Origin of the sequence: Dyella sp. SG609 (assembly GCF_012275375.1) — a bacterium.
GTDB classification, from domain to species: domain Bacteria; phylum Pseudomonadota; class Gammaproteobacteria; order Xanthomonadales; family Rhodanobacteraceae; genus Dyella_D; species Dyella_D marensis.
In genome coordinates this window covers 324,381-340,281 of the sequence record NZ_JAAZQJ010000004.1, presented here as the reverse complement: position 1 = coordinate 340,281, position 15,901 = coordinate 324,381, and the positions used below count along the sequence as shown (strand labels likewise).

18 protein-coding genes and 1 riboswitch are annotated in these 15,901 nt (G+C 69.4%); of the genes, 3 read left to right on the top strand and 15 right to left on the bottom strand.

Features of this window, described 5'->3' with window-relative positions; translation table 11 throughout:
* Positions 1–5 precede the first annotated feature (5 nt).
* Complete coding sequence (locus FHW85_RS10015) at positions 6–476, top strand: hotdog fold domain-containing protein (protein ID WP_168648135.1); 471 nt, start codon at positions 6–8, stop codon at positions 474–476.
* On the opposite strand, the gene FHW85_RS10010 is transcribed toward FHW85_RS10015, so the two are convergent.
* Positions 460–966 carry a phosphatidylglycerophosphatase A gene (locus FHW85_RS10010; RefSeq protein WP_168648134.1) on the bottom strand — a complete coding sequence of 169 codons (507 nt, stop codon included), beginning with the start codon at positions 964–966 and terminating at the stop codon, positions 460–462. The two genes, FHW85_RS10015 and FHW85_RS10010, sit on opposite strands and share 17 nt — an antisense overlap.
* The gene (gene thiL / locus FHW85_RS10005) at positions 963–1,937 is read right to left on the bottom strand and encodes a thiamine-phosphate kinase (protein WP_168648133.1); all 975 of its coding nucleotides are present in this window, start codon (positions 1,935–1,937) and stop codon (positions 963–965) included. The genes FHW85_RS10010 and thiL overlap by 4 nt, the downstream gene beginning before the upstream one ends.
* 157 nt (positions 1,938–2,094) lie before the next feature.
* Here thiL and FHW85_RS10000 point away from each other — a divergent pair, with 157 nt between their 5' ends.
* Entirely contained in the window at positions 2,095–2,553 is a 459-nt protein-coding gene (locus FHW85_RS10000; protein ID WP_167252351.1) for a nuclear transport factor 2 family protein, read from the top strand.
* Positions 2,554–2,733: 180 nt separating this feature from the next.
* On the opposite strand, the gene FHW85_RS09995 is transcribed toward FHW85_RS10000, so the two are convergent.
* The 7 genes from FHW85_RS09995 to FHW85_RS09965 form a co-directional block, all read right to left on the bottom strand.
* Positions 2,734–3,273 carry a GNAT family N-acetyltransferase gene (locus tag FHW85_RS09995; RefSeq protein ID WP_167252352.1) on the bottom strand — a complete coding sequence of 180 codons (540 nt, stop codon included), beginning with the start codon at positions 3,271–3,273 and terminating at the stop codon, positions 2,734–2,736.
* Entirely contained in the window at positions 3,273–3,719 is a 447-nt protein-coding gene (gene nusB / locus FHW85_RS09990) for a transcription antitermination factor NusB (protein WP_167252353.1), read from the bottom strand. The genes FHW85_RS09995 and nusB overlap by 1 nt, the downstream gene beginning before the upstream one ends.
* Positions 3,719–4,186, bottom strand: coding sequence for a 6,7-dimethyl-8-ribityllumazine synthase (gene ribE, locus FHW85_RS09985; RefSeq protein WP_331279766.1), 468 nt, complete (start codon positions 4,184–4,186; stop codon positions 3,719–3,721). Before ribE ends, nusB begins: the two co-directional genes overlap by 1 nt.
* A gap of 39 nt (positions 4,187–4,225) precedes the next feature.
* The gene (ldcA, locus tag FHW85_RS09980) at positions 4,226–5,185 is read right to left on the bottom strand and encodes a muramoyltetrapeptide carboxypeptidase (protein WP_168648132.1); all 960 of its coding nucleotides are present in this window, start codon (positions 5,183–5,185) and stop codon (positions 4,226–4,228) included.
* Between the two features lie 85 nt (positions 5,186–5,270).
* A complete protein-coding gene (gene ribBA / locus FHW85_RS09975; protein ID WP_168648131.1) occupies positions 5,271–6,362 on the bottom strand; it encodes a bifunctional 3,4-dihydroxy-2-butanone-4-phosphate synthase/GTP cyclohydrolase II in 1,092 nt (363 codons plus the stop codon).
* A gap of 176 nt (positions 6,363–6,538) precedes the next feature.
* Positions 6,539–7,183 (bottom strand): riboflavin synthase, encoded by a 645-nt coding sequence (locus FHW85_RS09970; protein ID WP_168648130.1) that lies wholly within the window; start codon positions 7,181–7,183, stop codon positions 6,539–6,541.
* A 128-nt stretch (positions 7,184–7,311) separates the two neighbouring features.
* Positions 7,312–7,512, bottom strand: a riboswitch (FMN riboswitch).
* A gap of 92 nt (positions 7,513–7,604) precedes the next feature.
* Entirely contained in the window at positions 7,605–8,507 is a 903-nt protein-coding gene (locus FHW85_RS09965; protein WP_167252358.1) for a LysR family transcriptional regulator, read from the bottom strand.
* 104 nt (positions 8,508–8,611) lie between these two features.
* Between FHW85_RS09965 and FHW85_RS09960 the strand changes: the two genes are divergently transcribed.
* Positions 8,612–9,622: an NAD(P)-dependent alcohol dehydrogenase gene (locus FHW85_RS09960; RefSeq protein WP_168648129.1), complete on the top strand. Its 1,011-nt coding sequence runs from the start codon at positions 8,612–8,614 to the stop codon at positions 9,620–9,622.
* 108 nt (positions 9,623–9,730) lie between these two features.
* Here FHW85_RS09960 and FHW85_RS09955 read toward each other — a convergent pair whose 3' ends face one another.
* The 6 genes from FHW85_RS09955 to FHW85_RS09930 form a co-directional block, all read right to left on the bottom strand.
* Positions 9,731–10,753: a Gfo/Idh/MocA family oxidoreductase gene (locus tag FHW85_RS09955; RefSeq protein ID WP_168648128.1), complete on the bottom strand. Its 1,023-nt coding sequence runs from the start codon at positions 10,751–10,753 to the stop codon at positions 9,731–9,733.
* Positions 10,750–11,592: a phytanoyl-CoA dioxygenase family protein gene (locus FHW85_RS09950; protein ID WP_168648127.1), complete on the bottom strand. Its 843-nt coding sequence runs from the start codon at positions 11,590–11,592 to the stop codon at positions 10,750–10,752. Before FHW85_RS09950 ends, FHW85_RS09955 begins: the two co-directional genes overlap by 4 nt.
* A gap of 94 nt (positions 11,593–11,686) precedes the next feature.
* On the bottom strand, positions 11,687–12,778 hold the full coding sequence (gene ribD / locus FHW85_RS09945; RefSeq protein ID WP_343203685.1) for a bifunctional diaminohydroxyphosphoribosylaminopyrimidine deaminase/5-amino-6-(5-phosphoribosylamino)uracil reductase RibD: 1,092 nt from the start codon (positions 12,776–12,778) through the stop codon (positions 11,687–11,689).
* Positions 12,779–12,837: 59 nt separating this feature from the next.
* The gene (nrdR, locus tag FHW85_RS09940; RefSeq protein ID WP_167252362.1) at positions 12,838–13,356 is read right to left on the bottom strand and encodes a transcriptional regulator NrdR; all 519 of its coding nucleotides are present in this window, start codon (positions 13,354–13,356) and stop codon (positions 12,838–12,840) included.
* 143 nt (positions 13,357–13,499) lie between these two features.
* Positions 13,500–14,753, bottom strand: a complete 1,254-nt coding sequence (gene glyA / locus FHW85_RS09935) for a serine hydroxymethyltransferase (RefSeq protein WP_168648126.1) — start codon at positions 14,751–14,753, stop codon at positions 13,500–13,502.
* 258 nt (positions 14,754–15,011) lie between these two features.
* Positions 15,012–15,884, bottom strand: a complete 873-nt coding sequence (locus FHW85_RS09930; protein WP_168648125.1) for a DUF817 domain-containing protein — start codon at positions 15,882–15,884, stop codon at positions 15,012–15,014.
* Between the last annotated feature and the right edge of the window lie 17 nt (positions 15,885–15,901).

Here is a 15,901-nt window from a genome sequence, read left to right as displayed (position 1 = left end):
TGCCCATGAGCCACCCTCGCAGCCCGCTCGCGATCTGGCAGAAGCTCTCCGCCCGCCCCGGCGGCGCCTGGCTGTTCTCGCGCCTGATCTGCCTGAAGGCGCCGTACTTCGGCAGCATCAAGCCGCGCTTCGAGGAACTGCGCCCCGGCTATTGCCGCATCCGCATCGCCAAGCGGCGCGCGGTGCTCAACCATATCGGCACGGTGCACGCCATCGCGATGTGCAACCTGGCGGAGCTGGCCGGCGGCACCATGACCGAAGTGACGATCCCGCCGACACACCGCTGGATCCCCAAGGGCATGACGGTGGAATACCTGAAGAAGGCGACTACCGATGTGGTCGGCATCGCCGAACCGGTGGCGCCTGAAATAGGCAGCGAAGCGGCGGATTATCCGGTGCGGGTGACGGTGGCCGATGCGAACGGCGAAGCCGTGTTCCGCGCCGTCATCACCATGTGGGTCAGCCCCAGGCGGTAAGGCTTAGCCCGACGCCGAGCACGATGGCGGCGAACACGCCCGCCACCGCGTCGTCGACCATCACCCCGAGACCGCCCTTCAGGCGGCGGTCCAGCCAGCCGATCGGCCAGGGCTTGGCCACGTCGAACAGGCGGAACAGCACGAAGCCCGCCAGCACCGCCCACCATGGCGCGAACAAGGCCGGCACCAGGGCGATCCATTGCCCGACGAATTCGTCCCACACCAGGCTGCGATGATCGTCCACGCCCAGCGCGCGCCCGGCGACATTGCAGGCCCATACGCCCAGCGCGAAGGCCAGCACGATCACCAGCGCATACAGCGGCAGCGGCAGATGGCGCAGCAGCAGCCACGGCAGCAGCGCCGCCAGCGAACCGAAGGTGCCCTGCGCCTTGGGCGCCAGGCCGGAGCCGAAGCCGCAGGCGATCCAGCCGGCGAAGGAAGACGTCAGCACGCGGCGCTGTTCGGGGGTAAGGATTTTTTTGTCGCTCATGCGGCGAAATGATCCCAGCCCTGGTGCGCCGGTTCCAGCCAGGTGCCGTCTTCCGTGCGCACCCGCACGCCCTTGCCTTCCACGATGCGGCCGATGCGCGCCGCGCCGCAGCCCAGGCGCGCGAGATCGGCCTGCACTTCGGCGGCGCGCGCGGCGGGCACGGTGAAGCAAAGTTCGTAGTCGTCGCCGCCGCTCAGCGCGAAGTCGCGGGCGGAGGCGTCGTCGAACAGGTCGAGCAAGGCTGGCGAACGCGGCAGCAACGCGCTTTCGATTTCCGCGCCGACGCCGCTGGATGCGCAGATATGGCCGAGATCCGCGACCAGGCCATCGGATACGTCCAGGCATGCGCTGGCCCGTTCGCGCAACGCCAGGCCCGCGGCTATCCGCGGCGTGGGTCGATGCAATCGCTCCACCAGATACGCCGCCTGCGCACCGTCCACGCCGCCACGCTGCAGCAGATGCAACCCTGCCGCGGCGTCGCCGAGCGTGCCGGTGACCATCACCACGTCGCCCGGCTTCGCTCCCGCGCGGCGCAAGGCCTTGCCCGGCGGCACGAAGCCATGCACCGCCACGCTGATCGTGAGCGGGCCGCCGGTGGTATCGCCGCCCACCAGCGCCAGCCGGTGCGGCTGCGCCAGCTGCGCGAAGCCTTCGGCGAATGCGTCGACGAAACGCTGCCGCGCCTCCGCCGCGCCGCTGCGCGGCAGCGTCAAGGCGAGCAAGGCCCACGCGGGCGTGGCGCCCATCGCGGCCAGATCGGAAAGATTCACCGCCAAGGCTTTCCAGCCCAAGTCCGCCGGCGCGGTATCGCGCGGAAAATGCACGCCCTCGACCATGGTATCGATCGCCACCGCCAGCTCCTGCCCTTCGGGCACGGCCAGCAGCGCGGCATCGTCGCCGATGCCTAAGCGCACGTCGTCGCGCCCCTGCGCGGTGCGCTCGCGGATGCGGTCGATCAGGCGGAATTCCATGGCGTTCCTGCGGCGGGCGACAGCGGCAAGCAGACCATCCGTGGACGCGTCATGCAAGGTCGGGCCACATGCAAGCGCCGCCCCTGCCGCCAGTCATGCGGGCGGCCGCGGCATGCGTGGCTAGAATCGGCGGACTACAGCCCACGGAGGTCCGTTCATGCACGTCCGCCGATCCTCGCTGTTCCTCGCTGCCTGCGCCGTGCTGGCCATGGCCCCGGTACACGCCGCGACTCCCGAAGAGAAAGCCGTGCTCGCCCCGTTCCAGACCCTACTCGACGGCATCGGCAAGCGCGACCACGACATGATGCGCTCCGCCCTGCTGCCCGGCGGCATGATCACGCTCACCCGCGCCGACAAGACCCAGCAGCTGCACTACGACGCGTTCATCGAGCACATTCCCGCCACCGGCACGCAGAAGCTGGAAGAGCGCATCCACGATCCGCTGGTGAAGATCGACGACAACATCGCGATCATCTGGGCGCCGTATGAGTTCCTGGTCGACGGCAAGGTCGACCATTGCGGGACGGATATCGCGCATCTGGTGAAGCAGAACGGGAAGTGGTTGATCGCGGGGATTGCGGACAATGGGCGGAAGGAGTGTGGGGCGAGCAAGTAGCGTCTTGCTTCGCCCGGCCCCTCATCTGCCTGCCGGCATCTTCTCCCCGGCGGGGAGAAGAGTTCGAACTGGGAAGCTCACCCTCACGATCACCTCAATGTACCCCCTCTCCCCTCCGGGGAGAGGGCTGGGGTGAGGGGCCGGGCGAAGCGAAACCTCCACGCCCGAAAAACCCCGCTCTTACCCTTCGCGCCTGAACACAATCGTCGGCTCACCGTGATAAACGCTGCGCTTCCATTCGCGGAATCCAGCTCTCTCGGCAACTCGGATCGACGCCAGATTCCCCGGCGCAATGATGCACACCGAGCGCATCCCGGGCAGCTGCTCCGCCGCCCACGCCGTGGCCGCCGCCACCGCCTCGCTCGCATAACCCTTGCCATGCGCCGACGGCGCCAGGATCCAGCCGAATTCCAGCATGCCGCGCAGCGAAGGATCGAGCTCGCGGCGGAAATCGGCAAAACCGATATCGCCGACATAGCGCCCGCCGTCCTTCTCTTCCACCGCCCAGAAGCCGTAGCCGAGCATGCTCCACAGCCCGCGCCACGACAGCATGCGCCGCCAGACTTCCTCGCTGGTAAACGCACGCCCGCCGAGAAAACGCGTGACCTCCGCATCGCCCCACACCGCCGCGCAGGCGGCGTGGTCGTCCGGGCGATGGCCGCGCAGCCGCAGCCGCGCGGTTTCCAGCACCGGCACGTCATGGGCCGGCGCGGCGGCCATCAGCCTTTCTTCTCCACCGCGCGCAGCTGCATGGCCAGCTTGTCCAGCACGCCGTTGACGTAGCTGTGGCCGTGGTCGGCACCGAAGCGCTTGGTCACTTCGATCGCCTCGTTGATGATCACGCGGTACGGCACGTCCGGGCGGTACTTCAGCTCGTAGGCGGCCATGCGCAGCGCGGCGCGCTCGATCGGGTCGATCTGCTCGATCTCGCGGTCGACGTAGGGCTTCAGGCTCTCGTCGATGGCGGCGAGGTTGCGCTCCACGCCGTGCAGCAGGTCCTCGAAGTAATCGAGGTCGGCCACTTCCATGTCCTGCTCGTGCTGGAACTGCTGGATCACCGCATTCATGCCGCTGCCGCTGACCTGCCAGGCGTACAGCGCCTGCAGCGCGCGGCGGCGGGCGCGCGAGCGCGCGGCCAGGTCGATGCCGTCGGGACGCGGGCTCATCACAGCTTTCCGTACAGGTTGACCATCTCCAGCGCGGCGATGGCGGCGTCGGCGCCCTTGTTGCCGGCCTTGGTGCCGGAGCGCTCGATCGCCTGCTCGATGCTGTCGGTGGTCAGCACGCCGAACGACACCGGCACGCCGGAACCGTAGGCCGCGCCGGCCAGGCCCTTGGCGCATTCGCCGGCGACGAAGTCGAAGTGCGGGGTGGAACCGCGGATCACCGCGCCCAGCGCGATGACGGCGGCGTACTTGCCGGAATGGGCCAGCTTGTGGCCGGCCAGCGCGATCTCCCAGGCGCCCGGCACGCGGACCAGGTCGATCGCCTCGTCCTGCACGCCGTGGCGCACCAGGGCGTCGCGCGCGCCGGCCACCAGGGCCTCGACCACGAAGCCGTTGAAGCGGCCGGCGACGATGGCAAAGCGGCCCTTGGGCGTGGAGAAATCGCCTTCGATGATGTTCATGGGTATGCGTTTCCTGGGGCGTGCGGCCCATGTGGGCCGGTCATTTTACGGGATTTGGGGCAGCGTGCCCGGATCCGGCCGCGGCTGGGGCCCGGCCAGGTGGGGATAGGCGCCGAACGACAGCTCGGCCGAGCCGCCGGCCACGCGCAGGCGGGCCGCGGCGCCGAACGGCAGGGTGAACTTGTCCGGCTCGTGGCCGAACGGCAGCCCACGCACCACCGGCACGCGCGCCACCCGGCCGATCTGCTCGAACGCGGCGGGGACGTCGTAGCCGTTGTCGTAGGCGGCCGGGCGGCAATGGGTGAAATGGCCCAGCACCAAGGCGCGCTGGCGGTCCAGCACGCCGGCCAGGTGCAGCTGGTACAGCAGGCGCTCGATCCGGTACGGCGGCTCGCCCACGTCCTCGACGAACAGGATGCCACCGTCGATGCGCGGGAAATACGGCGTGCCCAGCAGGCTGCACAGCACGGCGAGATTGCCGCCCCACAGCGGGCCTGCCACGTCCAGCTCGCCCTCGGTGGACGTGGACCAGGCCGCGGTCGACCGCGGCGCGGCCACCGTGCGCCAGAAGTGTTCCCACATCAGCGGGTTCAGTTCCGGCGCGCCGAAATCCGGCCCCAGCATGGGGCCGCCGAAAGTCAGCAATCCGCACCGGGTGTAGAGCGCCAGCTGCAGCGCGGTGAAGTCGCTATGCCCGACCAGCACGGTGGCGCTGCCGGCCAGGCGCTCGCGCAGCGCGCCGTAGTCCAGCTGCTCCAGCAGGCGCGTGGCGCCGTAGCCGCCGCGGATGGCGAGCACGATCTCCGGCAGCGTGTCCGCATGGGCCAGCGCATTGAGCTCGGCCGCGCGCTGCGCGTCGGAACCCGCGTAGCGCAGCTCGGTGCGCTCGAGGGCTTCGAGGCCGTCCAACGTGCAGCCGGCGGCGTGCAGGCGCGCCACGCCGCGCTGCATGGCGGCGCGGTCGTGGGGGTAGCCGGAGGGAGCGATCAGGCGGATCGAAGTCATGGCGTCGGTTAAGGAGTTGAGCGAAGCCGGCAGTATGCCGCGCGCGCCCTGGCCGCCAGAGGGCGGCGCCCGGGCGCGCGGCGGATCACACGTGCTCGACCACCTCCAGCCCGAAGCCGCCCAGGCCGACCAGCTTGCGCGGCGTACCCAGCACGCGCAGGCGCTGCACGCCCAGGTCCGCCAGCATCTGCGCACCCAGGCCCAGCTGGCGCCATTCCTGCTGCTGCGCTTCTTCCGGCGCCTGCGCCGAGGGCTGGCGGTTGAGGCGGCGCAGCAGGGCGTCGGCGGTGTCCTCGCCGGACAGCACCAGCAGCACGCCGCGGCCTTCGTCGGCGATGCGGCGCAGCGCGGAGGTCACCGTCAGGCCCAGGTCGTCGCGCTGCAGATGCAGCACGTCGGACAGCGTGTTGCGCACGTGCACGCGCGTCAGCACCGGCGCGCCGTCGTCGACCTTGCCGCGGGTCAGCGCGAAATGCAGGCCGTGGTGGATGGCATCGCGGTAGGCGACCAGATGGAACGGACCGAACTCGGTGTCCACCTGTTCCTCGTGCACGCGCTGCACCGTCTTCTCGGTTTCCAGGCGGTAGCGGATCAGGTCGGCGATGGTGCCGATCTTCAGGCCGTGCTTCTGCGCGAATACTTCCAGCTCCGGCCGGCGCGCCATCGAGCCGTCCTCGTGCAGGATCTCGATCAGCACCGCCGACGGCTCCAGCCCTGCGAGCGCGGCGAGATCGCAGCCCGCCTCGGTATGGCCGGCACGCGTCAGCACGCCGCCCGGCTGCGCGGTGAGCGGGAAGATATGGCCGGGCTGCGACAGATCCTGCGGCCTGGCATCCGACTTCACCGCCACCTGGATGGTGCGCGCGCGGTCGTGCGCCGAAATGCCGGTCGTGACGCCTTCGGCCGCCTCGATCGAGACGGTGAAGTTGGTGTGGTACGGCGAGGTGTTGTCGCTGACCATCGGGCGCAGGCCGAGCTGGCGCGTGCGCTGCTCGGTCAGCGTGAGGCAGACCAGGCCGCGCGCCTCGCGCACCATGAAGTTGATGTCCTCCGGCCGCACCATCTGCGCGGCCATGATCAGGTCGCCTTCGTTCTCGCGGTCCTCGTCGTCGAGGATCACGACCATGCGGCCGGCGCGGATGTCTTGGAGGATTTCGGGGATGGTGTTGAAAGCCATTAAAGAGATCTCAGTGAAATTTGTTATTGCCGCAACCTGCAAGGGCAAACCTTTCTCCCTCCGGGAGAAGGTGGCGGCAGCCGGATGAGGGTTCGGCCGGAGCGGTGCACATCACTCTTGCGCTCCGCCCGTACCCTCACCCCAACCCCTCTCCCGGAGGGAGAGGGGCTTAAGCCTCAAGCGAAGCCGTGCTTCTTGAGGAAATCCTCATCCAGCCGCGGCGATCCACCGCCGCCGCCCATCAGCCTTTCCACATAGCGCGCCACCACGTCCACCTCCAGGTTCACCGCATCGCCCGGGCGGCGCGCGTGGAATACCGTGTGTTCCACCGTGTGGGGGATAAGGTTCACGCCGAAACGCAGCCCGTCGACCTCGTTCACGGTGAGGCTGGTGCCTTCGATGCAGATCGAGCCCTTGGCGGCGATATAGCGCGCCAGGTTGGCCGGCACTTCGAAGGTCCAGCGCTGCGAGCGGCCGTCGGGCGCGATCGAGACCACCTTGCCCACGCCGTCGACGTGGCCGGAGACCAGGTGCCCGCCGAGGCGGTCGGCCAGGCGCAGCGCCTTTTCCAGGTTCACCGGGTCGCTGGCCTTGAGCTTGCCCAGGGTGGTGAGCGACAGGGTCTCGTTGGAGACGTCCGCGCTGAAGCCGCGCGGTTCCAGCGTGACGGCCGTGAGGCAGACGCCGGAGACGGCGATGCTGTCGCCCAGCTGCACGTCGGCGAGATCGAGTTGGGCGGTGTCGACATACAGGCGCACGTCGCCGCCGCGCGGTTCGAGCCGCGCGATGCGGCCCACGCTCTGGATGATCCCGGTGAACATCAGCGCACCTCCGGCACGGAGGCGGCGTTGGAACGGTCGAGGTTTTTCATGAAACGTTTCCCGCATCGAAGGTCAGCGAAAAACGCCCCAAGGCGCATGGCAGGCGCACACCGCGAGGGCGCACGCCGTACCGTCTTCTCTCATCCGGACTTTCCGGAGATGCCGCTGCAAAAAAGCAGGAAATCCCCGACCGTCGGCTCCGGCATCGGACCGGATCTGCTGACCTTCCGCACTGGGAGCGGAAGCGCTCGCGGGCTCGTCTCGGAGACCCTCGCAGGCCTCGTCCACCTACCGCCGGTGGGGAATCGCACCCCGCCCTGAAGACGTCGTAATGGTTGTCGCCGGGTCGCCCCGGCCGCGGAAGTCTAGCACCGGCCGGCGTTTCCCGTGGCGCACGCTGCGTGCGCTTTTCGGAGGCAACCTAGAGTTCGGACGACAGGAAATCGATCAATGCGCGCAGTGCGGGCGCCCGGTCCGCGCCCGGCAGCCAGACCAGCTGGATCGGCGAGGTGCTCAGTTCCCACTCCGGCAGCACGCGCACCAGCTTGCCGCGTTCCACCAGCGGGTCGGCCATGTAGTCGCCCTGGATGCCGATGCCCACGCCGGCCAGCAGCGCATCGCGGGTGGCCATGGAATCGTTGCAGGTCAGCACCGGGTCGATGCGCACCGAGCGGCGGCGGCGGCCCTGGCTGAACTGCCACAGCGTGCCGGTGCGCAGCCCGCTGAAGGCGACGCAGCGGTGCGCTTTCAGCCCGGCCGGATCGGCCAGCGCCGGCGCGGAGGCCAGATACCCCGGCGCCGCGCACAGATAGCGGCGCATGCTGCCCACGCGCCGCGCCACCAGCTGCGCATCGGCCAGGCGGCCCACGCGCAGGGCCAGGTCGATGCGGCCGGCGACCAGGTCCGCATAAGCGTCGTCGTATACGGCCTCGATGCGGATCTGCGGATGCCTGGCCATGAAGCGCGCCAGCACCGGCGCCACCCGCAGCCGCCCGTACGAACCCGGCAGATGCACGCACAGGCGACCCGCCGGCTCGCCGCCCCGCGGCCGCAGTTCCGCCGCCATCGCCAGCATCACCGCGTCCAGCCGCTCGCAATGCGCCAGCAGCTGCTCGCCGCGCGGCGTCAGCGTCACCCGCCGCGTGGTGCGCAGGAACAGCTTGCCGCCTACGGCCTGCTCCAGCGCCGCGATGCGCCGGCTCAGCACCGACGGCGTGCAGCCGGCCTCGTGCGCCGCGCGCGAGAAGTTCAGCAGCCGCGCCGCGATGGCGAAGCCGCGCAGCTCGCGCAGGCGGTTCGGGGTGAGCTCGAAGGATTGATTCATGGGACGAACAAAAGATATGCGATATCGATGGATTATCGCCACTGCGTCCGCGGCCCACCATGGCACCCATCACCCATCACCCATTCCCCATCCAGGAGCCCGCCATGCGCGCCTACCAGCTCAACCAGTTCGGCACCGAGCATCTCGCCATCGTCGACCAGCCCGCCCCGCACCCCGGCCCCGGCCAGGTGCTGGTGAAGATGGAAGCGGCCTCGCTCAACTTCCGCGACCACCTGATGGTCAACGGCCAGCTCTACCGCGACGTGGCGCTGCCGATGACGCCGGTGTCCGACGGTGCCGGCACCGTGCTGGAGGTCGGCGAAGGCGTCACCCGCTTCAAGCCGGGCGATCGCGTCAGCACCTTCTACAAGGCGCGCTGGCTGGCCGGCGGCATGCGGCCCGAATGGGAAGGCGCGGACCTGGGCGGCCCCGGCCCCGGCGCGATGCGCGAGCTGGCCTGCTACGACGCCTATGCGCTGGCCCATGCGCCCGCGCATATGAGCGCCGTGCAGGCGGCCACGCTGCCGATCGCCGCGCTTACCGCATGGACGGCGCTGGAGCAGGCCCGGCTCACCACCGGGCAGAGCGTGCTGCTGCTCGGCACCGGCGGCGTGTCGCTGTTCGCGCTGCAGCTGGCGAAAGCGCGCGGGGCGAAGGCGATCCTGCTGTCGTCCAGCGACGAGAAGCTGGAGCGCGCCAAGGCGCTGGGCGCCGATATCGGCATCAACTACGCGAAGCTACCGGAGTGGGGCGCGGCGGTGCGCGAAGCCAATGGCGGGCGCGGCGTGGATGCGGTGATCGAAACGGTGGGCGCGTCGACGTTCGCGCAGTCGGTGGACGCGGTGGCGATGCATGGCTTTATCGGCATCGTCGGTTTCATGGGCGGCCGCGAGGCGGCGCTGCCGCTGGTGCCGGCGATTCTCAAGCGCGTGCATCTGCAGGGGATTTCCGTCGCCTCGCTGGAGGAGCACGAGCGGATGGTGCGGGCGCTGGAGGCGATGCGGCTGGAGCCGGTGGTCGATGCGGTATATGGGTTTGGGGAGTTGCGCGAGGCGTTCGAGGAGATGGCCGGAGGGAAGCACTTCGGCAAGATTGCGATCGATTTCGCGAAATGAGACGTAGGTTGGGGTGAGCGCAGCGAACCCCAACATGCACCACCGTCAGCCGTGCCGATGTTGGGGTTCGCTGCGCTCACCCCAACCTACGCCGCTCAATGGGGGGCGCTACTCGCCGATCGACTGCCCCGTCTTCCGCCGATACGCCCGCAACACCTGATCCATCACCCACGTCGTGCGCGCGCCGCTCTCGGCAGTCGACGGACACACGCCTTTCTCCCCCCGCAGCTCCCGCACGATCGTCTCGATCAACGGTTGCTGGATATGCGCAGGATTCGCTACGCGATACTCGCGCACGCCCTCCTTCGTCTCCACCACGATCGGCCCGTCGCCGAAGGTGGCAAAGCGCATGCTGCCCTTGTCGCCGATCACCTCGATGCAGTCGTGGTGCTTGTAGCTGTCGAAATTCCACAGCCCCGTGCCCAGCACGCCGCTGTCGAAGGCGAACGACATCGCCACCGTATCCTCCGGCGGATACGCGCCCAGCTGGTTGCCCGCGCGCCCTTCCGCCGACACGATCGGCCCGAACAGCCAATCGAGGATGTCCAGCGTGTGGCAGCCGATATCCATGAACACGCCACCGCCGGAAATCGAAGGCACCACGTGCCAGGGCAGGTTCGCGCCGTCGTGGTAGCGCGGATGGTGCGGCTCGTACAGCACGGTGTTGACCACGCGCGGCACGCCGATGGCCTGCTCGCCGAACAGCAGCTCGCGCACCCGGTGGAAGCGCGGCAGCATGCGGCGGTAATAGGCGACGAACACCGGCACTTTCGCTTCCGCACCGGCGCGCAGGATCGCCTCGCACTCCGCGTGATCCAGCGCCATCGGCTTTTCCACATACACCGGCTTGCCCGCGGCGATGCTCATCAGCGCGTACTGCTTGTGCGTCGACGGCGGTGTGGCGACATAGACCGCATCCACTTCCGGATCGGCTATCAGCGCCGCCGCATCGTCATACCAGCGCGGCACGCCGTGGCGCTGCGCATAATCCCTGGCCTTGGCGCCATCGCGCCGCATCACCGCCACCAGCGCGGAATGCGGCGCCTGCTGAAAACCGGGGCCGCTCTTGACCTCGGTGACGTTGCCGCAGCCGATGATGCCCCAACGGATCACACGCGCTTCGCTGCTCATCGGATCTCGAATTCCTTGCTGATGAATTGCTGGTGCCAGGCGTGGTACTGGTCCACTTCCGGGTGGCGCGCGCGTTCGGCGATATGCGCTTCCAAGGCGGCGCGCACATCCGGCGCCAGGCTCGCCAGGTAATCCGGCGTGTACTGGCGATGGTCGAGCACGCCGAAGTGGCAGGTCGGCGCATGCGCGCTGGAATGGAAGCCCAGGTGGATGGTGATGCGCCGCTGCCGCAGCACGCCGGCATAGCCGCGATGCACGGCGTAGTTGTTGTAGAACACCGCCTGCCCGGGCTGCAGCACCAGCTGCACGCCCTGCGCCAGTTCCGGCTGCGCGTCGACCGGCGCGATGCGCGGATCGCCGCCGAAGATGCGCCGCTCCGCTTCGTCGTACGGGCGGCGATGGCTGCCGGGCACGATCCACAGGCAGGGGTCGCAGGTGAGCGGGATATTCACCTGCACGTAGTTGTAGCGGTACGCGTCGCTGAACCAGCGCGGGTCGATCTGCTCGTCCGGCACCTGCATCAGGTCGCGGTGCCAGCCCTGGCGGTAGTCCACGCCCGCATCGGCGTAGAACAGCGAAGCGCCGTCGATCACGATGCCGTCGCCGAGCAGGTCCGCCGCGATGGCGCGCAGGGCCGGATGGCAGATCACGTCCTGGATCGCGCGCACGTCCTTGCCCGGCTGCAGGAACTGCAGGTTCATCATGCGGCCGCGCTCGCCGCGTTCGGCGCGGGCGCGTTCCACGCCGCCGACGTAGCGCGCGACGTCGTCCGCGCTCAAGGCGTCGCGGATCAGATAACCCTGGCTATGGAACTGTTCGCGCTCCGCCGCGGTGAGCATGCAGCGCACTCCTGGAAAGACTTGCTGGGCGCCTCGGCGCCGTACTGGCCGGCGATTCTGGGCGCGAGCTCCCGCAGGGTCAATCGCGCAGCGGTCAATCGCGCGCCGGACGCAGGCGCAGGCGCAGGTCCTGGCCCAGCATGCGCTGGTCCTGCACGCGCAGGTTCCAGCGCGCGCCCATGTCCTGCAGCGTGGGCAGGTGCAGCAGCGGACGCGCGCTGTCGCCCAGCAGCATTGGCGCGACATAGAGCAGCAGCTCGTCCGCCAGGCCCGCCGCGAGCAGCGCGCCGCACAAGGTGGGGCCCGCTTCGACATGCACCTCGTTGCAGCCGCGCGCGGCGAGCAGGGCCAGGGCGGCGGACAGGTCCAGGCCGCCGTCGGCTGCCGGCACGGGGGCCAGATCCACGTTCTGCAGATGCGCCGGCACCACGGCGCCTTCCGCATGCAGCAGCAGGGTCGGCGCGCTGCCGTCCAGCACGTGGCTGCCGGCCGGCGTGCGCAGGCTGCGGTCCAGCACCACGCGCAGCGGCGGCGCGAACGGTGCGCCGATGCGCGCGGTGAGGCGCGGATCGTCCGCCAGCACGGTGCCGCTGCCGGCCAGGATGGCCGAGCTGCGCGCGCGCCAGCGCTGCACGTCGGCGCGCGCGGCTTCGCCGGTGATCCACTTCGATGCGCCGTTGGCCAGCGCGGTGCGGCCATCCAGACTCATCGCCAGCTTCACGCGCACCCACGGGCGTCCACGCTCGATGCGGCTGAAAAAGCCGACGTTCAATTCGCGCGCAGCCTCGCGTATCAGGCCGAGTTCGACCGCGATGCCGGCATCGCGCAGCTTGCCGATGCCGCGGCCGGCCACCTGCGGGAACGGATCCTCGGCCGCCACCACCACGCGCGCCACGCCGGCGGCCACCAGCGCATCCGCGCAGGGCGGCGTGCGGCCATGGTGGGCGCAGGGTTCCAGGGTGACGTAGGCGGTGGCGCCGCGGGCGCGTTCACCGGCGGCGCGCAGCGCGAACACTTCGGCATGCGGCTCGCCGGCGCGCGGGTGAAAGCCCTCGCCCACCACCGTGTCGCCATGGGCGATCACGCAACCCACGCGCGGATTCGGCTGGGTGGTGAACAGGCCGCGCTCCGCCAGCCGCAGGGCCTGCGCCATCAGGGTGTGATCGGTGGGGGTGAAGCTGGACATGGCGTCCCCTTGTGCGTGGGACGAAAGAGTCTATGCGAAGCCGCGCCGGCGCCGCGCCGTCATTTCTTGCCGCGGCGCACGCCCGCCTCGCCCAGCAGCGAGAGCTGCAGGCTTTCCAGCCCCGGCAGGTCGCGCTCGAGCTTTTCGATTTCCTCGCGGAAGGCCTGCACGTCCTCGAACTTGCGGTAGACCGAGGCGAAGCGCACGTAGGCCACCTGGTCGAGCTTCTTGAGCTCGCGCATCACCAGCTCGCCCACCTGGCGCGAAGGCACTTCGCGCTCGCCGCTCTTGCGCAGGTCGTTGACGATGGTGCGCACCGCCACGTCCACCGCGTCGCTGGCCACCGGCCGCTTCTGCAGGGCGCGCTCGAAGCTCACGCGCAGCTTGCGTTCGTCGAAGGTCTCGCGGCGCTCGCCGCTCTTGACGATGGCGGGCAGCTTCAGCTCGGCGGTTTCGAAGGTGTTGAAGCGCTCGCCGCACTGGGGGCATTCGCGTCGCCGGCGCACCGTGGTGCCGTCGTCGGCCAGACGCGAATCGATCACACGGGTGTCTTCATGCTGACAAAAAGGGCAATGCATGGGGCGCCATTAGACGTTCAGTTGAGCCGCCGTACAACCCGGCGCGCTTCCGGCGAGGCCGGAAGCGCGCGGGATGCGGGGACTTTTACGACGATCGGCCCCTTTTCCGGATCGTCGCAAAGCGCCCGCTGGCGGCGAGGATGTCAGCCGTAAACCGGGAACTTACGGCATTGCGCCGTGACCTGCTCGCGCACCTTGGCCAGCACCGCCTCGTCGTTCGGCGCGTCCAGCACGTCGCAGATCCAGCCGGCCAGCGCGGCCACGTCGGCCTCCTGGTAGCCGCGCGTGGTGACCGCCGGCGTGCCGATGCGCAGGCCCGAAGTGACAAACGGCTTGCGCGGGTCGTTCGGCACGGCGTTCTTGTTCACCGTGATGTGCGCCTTGCCCAGCGCTTCTTCCGCGTCCTTGCCGGTGACGTCGCGGCCGATCAGGTCGACCAGCATCAGGTGGTTCTCGGTGCCGCCGGACACGATCTTGTAGCCGCGCTCGATAAAGGTGCGCGCCATGGCCTTGGCGTTCTTCACCACCTGCTGCTGGTAGCTCTTGAACGACGGGTCCAGCGCCTCCTTGAAGGCCACCGCCTTGGCGGCGATCACGTGCATCAGCGGGCCGCCCTGGATGCCGGGGAATACGATCGACTGCAGCTTCTTTTCGACTTCCTCACCCGCGTCCTTCGCCACGATGATGCCGCCGCGCGGGCCGCGCAGGGTCTTGTGGGTGGTGGAGGTGACCACGTGCGCGTGCGGCAGCGGGCTGGGATACACGCCCGCGGCGATCAGGCCGGCGACGTGGGCCATGTCCACGAACAGGTAGGCGCCGACCTTGTCGGCGATGGCGCGGAAGCGCGCCCAGTCCATCACCTGCGAGTAGGCGCTGAAGCCAGCCACGATCATCTTGGGCTTGTGCTCCAGGGCCAGGCGCTCGACTTCGTCGTAGTCGACCAGGCCGTGCTCGTTCACGCCGTACTGCACGGCGTTGAGGATCTTGCCGGACAGATTGACCTTGGCGCCGTGCGTAAGGTGGCCGCCATGGGCCAGGCTCATGCCGAGGATGGTGTCGCCCGGGTTGAGCAGGGCGAAGTACACCGCCTGGTTGGCCTGCGAGCCGGAATGCGGCTGCACGTTGGCGTAGGTGGCGCCGAACAGCTCCTTCAGGCGCTCGATGGCGAGGCGCTCGGCCACGTCCACGTATTCGCAGCCGCCGTAGTAGCGCTTGCCCGGGTAGCCTTCGGCGTACTTGTTGGTCAGCACGCTGCCCTGGGCCTCCAGCACGCGCGGGCTGGCGTAGTTCTCGGAGGCGATCAGCTCGACGTGGTCCTCCTGCCGGCGCGCCTCGTCGGCCATGGCCTGGGCCAGCTCATCGTCGAAGCCGGCGATCGTCTCGTTCTTGGCAAACATCCTGACCTCTGCGGGTGGCGGCGGGGAGTGGAAGCTCGAAATTGTAGCGCCCGGGGGGGTTGGGGGGCCACCGTAGGAAAGCTCGGAAACCGCATACCGGCGCCAACCTCCGGGGGAATCCTTCTCCCTCCGGCGACCCGAAGGTAGTCCCCGTGGGAGAGAAGGTGGCGGCAGCCGGATGAGGGTACGGGCGGAGCGGAGCACCTCACTCTTGCGCTCCGCCCGCACCCTCACCCCAACCCCTCTCTCCCACGGGGACTACCTACGGGTCGCCAGGGGGAGAGGGGCTTTACGGCGGGCCACCGCCGACACCATCACGTAGCTGATGATCATCAGCAGCAGCCAGGAGCCGAGCTTGCTCAGCGGGACCACGCTCCAGCCGTCCCGCTGGGCCGGATAGCGCCAGGCCGCGGCGAAGGTGCCCACGTTCTCGGCCAGCCAGATGAACGCGGCCACCAGCACGAAGCCCAGCAGCAGCGGCATGCGGCGGTGCTCATGGCGCACGCGGAAATGCACCCAGGTGCGCCCGAACAGCACCGCCACCGCGCCGAACAGCAGCCAGCGCAGATCCGCCACGAAGTGGTGGGTAAAGAAATTGACGTAGATCGCCAGCGCCAGCCACGCCGTCGCCGCGAACGGCGGATGCCGCACGAAGCGGAACTCGAACAGCCGCCAGGCCCGCGCGATATAGCTGCCGACCGCCGCGTACATGAAGCCGGTGAACAGCGGCACGCCGCCGATGCGCAGCAGCGAGGGCTCCGGGTATTCCCACGAGCCCATGGCGGTCTTGAACACTTCCATGGCGGTGCCGGTGAGGTGGAACAGCAGGATGACGGCCGCTTCCTCGCGCGTCTCCAGCCGCAGCGCCAGCAGCAGGCACTGCAGGGCGAACGCGGCCAGCACCAGGAAGTCGTAGCGGGCCAGCCAGGCGCCGGCCGGGTAGCACGCCCAGGTCAGCAGCAGCAAGGCCAGCATGCAAGCACCGAACAGGCAGGCCCAGGCCTGCTTGAGGCCGAAGCAGACCAATTCGTGCAGCGCCAGCGCCCAGGCGCCGCGCGTCGCGGCCCAGCCCTGCGCCCAGGCGTCCAGCCGCCACAGGCCGCGGGGTGCGGCCGATACCAGGGAATCCATGCAGGCGCGCTCCATAG

Bases quoted from the DNA above. Each gene is read 5' to 3' on its own strand.
- FHW85_RS10015 (WP_168648135.1), top strand. From the start codon at position 6: ATGAGCCACCCTCGCAGCCCGCTCGCGATCTGGCAGAAGCTCTCCGCC.
- FHW85_RS10010 (WP_168648134.1), bottom strand. From the start codon at position 966: ATGAGCGACAAAAAAATCCTTACCCCCGAACAGCGCCGCGTGCTGACG.
- thiL (WP_168648133.1), bottom strand. From the start codon at position 1,937: ATGGAATTCCGCCTGATCGACCGCATCCGCGAGCGCACCGCGCAGGGG.
- FHW85_RS10000 (WP_167252351.1), top strand. From the start codon at position 2,095: ATGCACGTCCGCCGATCCTCGCTGTTCCTCGCTGCCTGCGCCGTGCTG.
- FHW85_RS09995 (WP_167252352.1), bottom strand. From the start codon at position 3,273: ATGGCCGCCGCGCCGGCCCATGACGTGCCGGTGCTGGAAACCGCGCGG.
- nusB (WP_167252353.1), bottom strand. From the start codon at position 3,719: ATGAGCCCGCGTCCCGACGGCATCGACCTGGCCGCGCGCTCGCGCGCC.
- ldcA (WP_168648132.1), bottom strand. From the start codon at position 5,185: ATGACTTCGATCCGCCTGATCGCTCCCTCCGGCTACCCCCACGACCGC.
- ribBA (WP_168648131.1), bottom strand. From the start codon at position 6,362: ATGGCTTTCAACACCATCCCCGAAATCCTCCAAGACATCCGCGCCGGC.
- FHW85_RS09970 (WP_168648130.1), bottom strand. From the start codon at position 7,183: ATGTTCACCGGGATCATCCAGAGCGTGGGCCGCATCGCGCGGCTCGAA.
- FHW85_RS09965 (WP_167252358.1), bottom strand. From the start codon at position 8,507: ATGAATCAATCCTTCGAGCTCACCCCGAACCGCCTGCGCGAGCTGCGC.
- FHW85_RS09960 (WP_168648129.1), top strand. From the start codon at position 8,612: ATGCGCGCCTACCAGCTCAACCAGTTCGGCACCGAGCATCTCGCCATC.
- FHW85_RS09955 (WP_168648128.1), bottom strand. From the start codon at position 10,753: ATGAGCAGCGAAGCGCGTGTGATCCGTTGGGGCATCATCGGCTGCGGC.
- FHW85_RS09950 (WP_168648127.1), bottom strand. From the start codon at position 11,592: ATGCTCACCGCGGCGGAGCGCGAACAGTTCCATAGCCAGGGTTATCTG.
- ribD (WP_343203685.1), bottom strand. From the start codon at position 12,778: ATGTCCAGCTTCACCCCCACCGATCACACCCTGATGGCGCAGGCCCTG.
- nrdR (WP_167252362.1), bottom strand. From the start codon at position 13,356: ATGCATTGCCCTTTTTGTCAGCATGAAGACACCCGTGTGATCGATTCG.
- glyA (WP_168648126.1), bottom strand. From the start codon at position 14,753: ATGTTTGCCAAGAACGAGACGATCGCCGGCTTCGACGATGAGCTGGCC.
- FHW85_RS09930 (WP_168648125.1), bottom strand. From the start codon at position 15,884: ATGGATTCCCTGGTATCGGCCGCACCCCGCGGCCTGTGGCGGCTGGAC.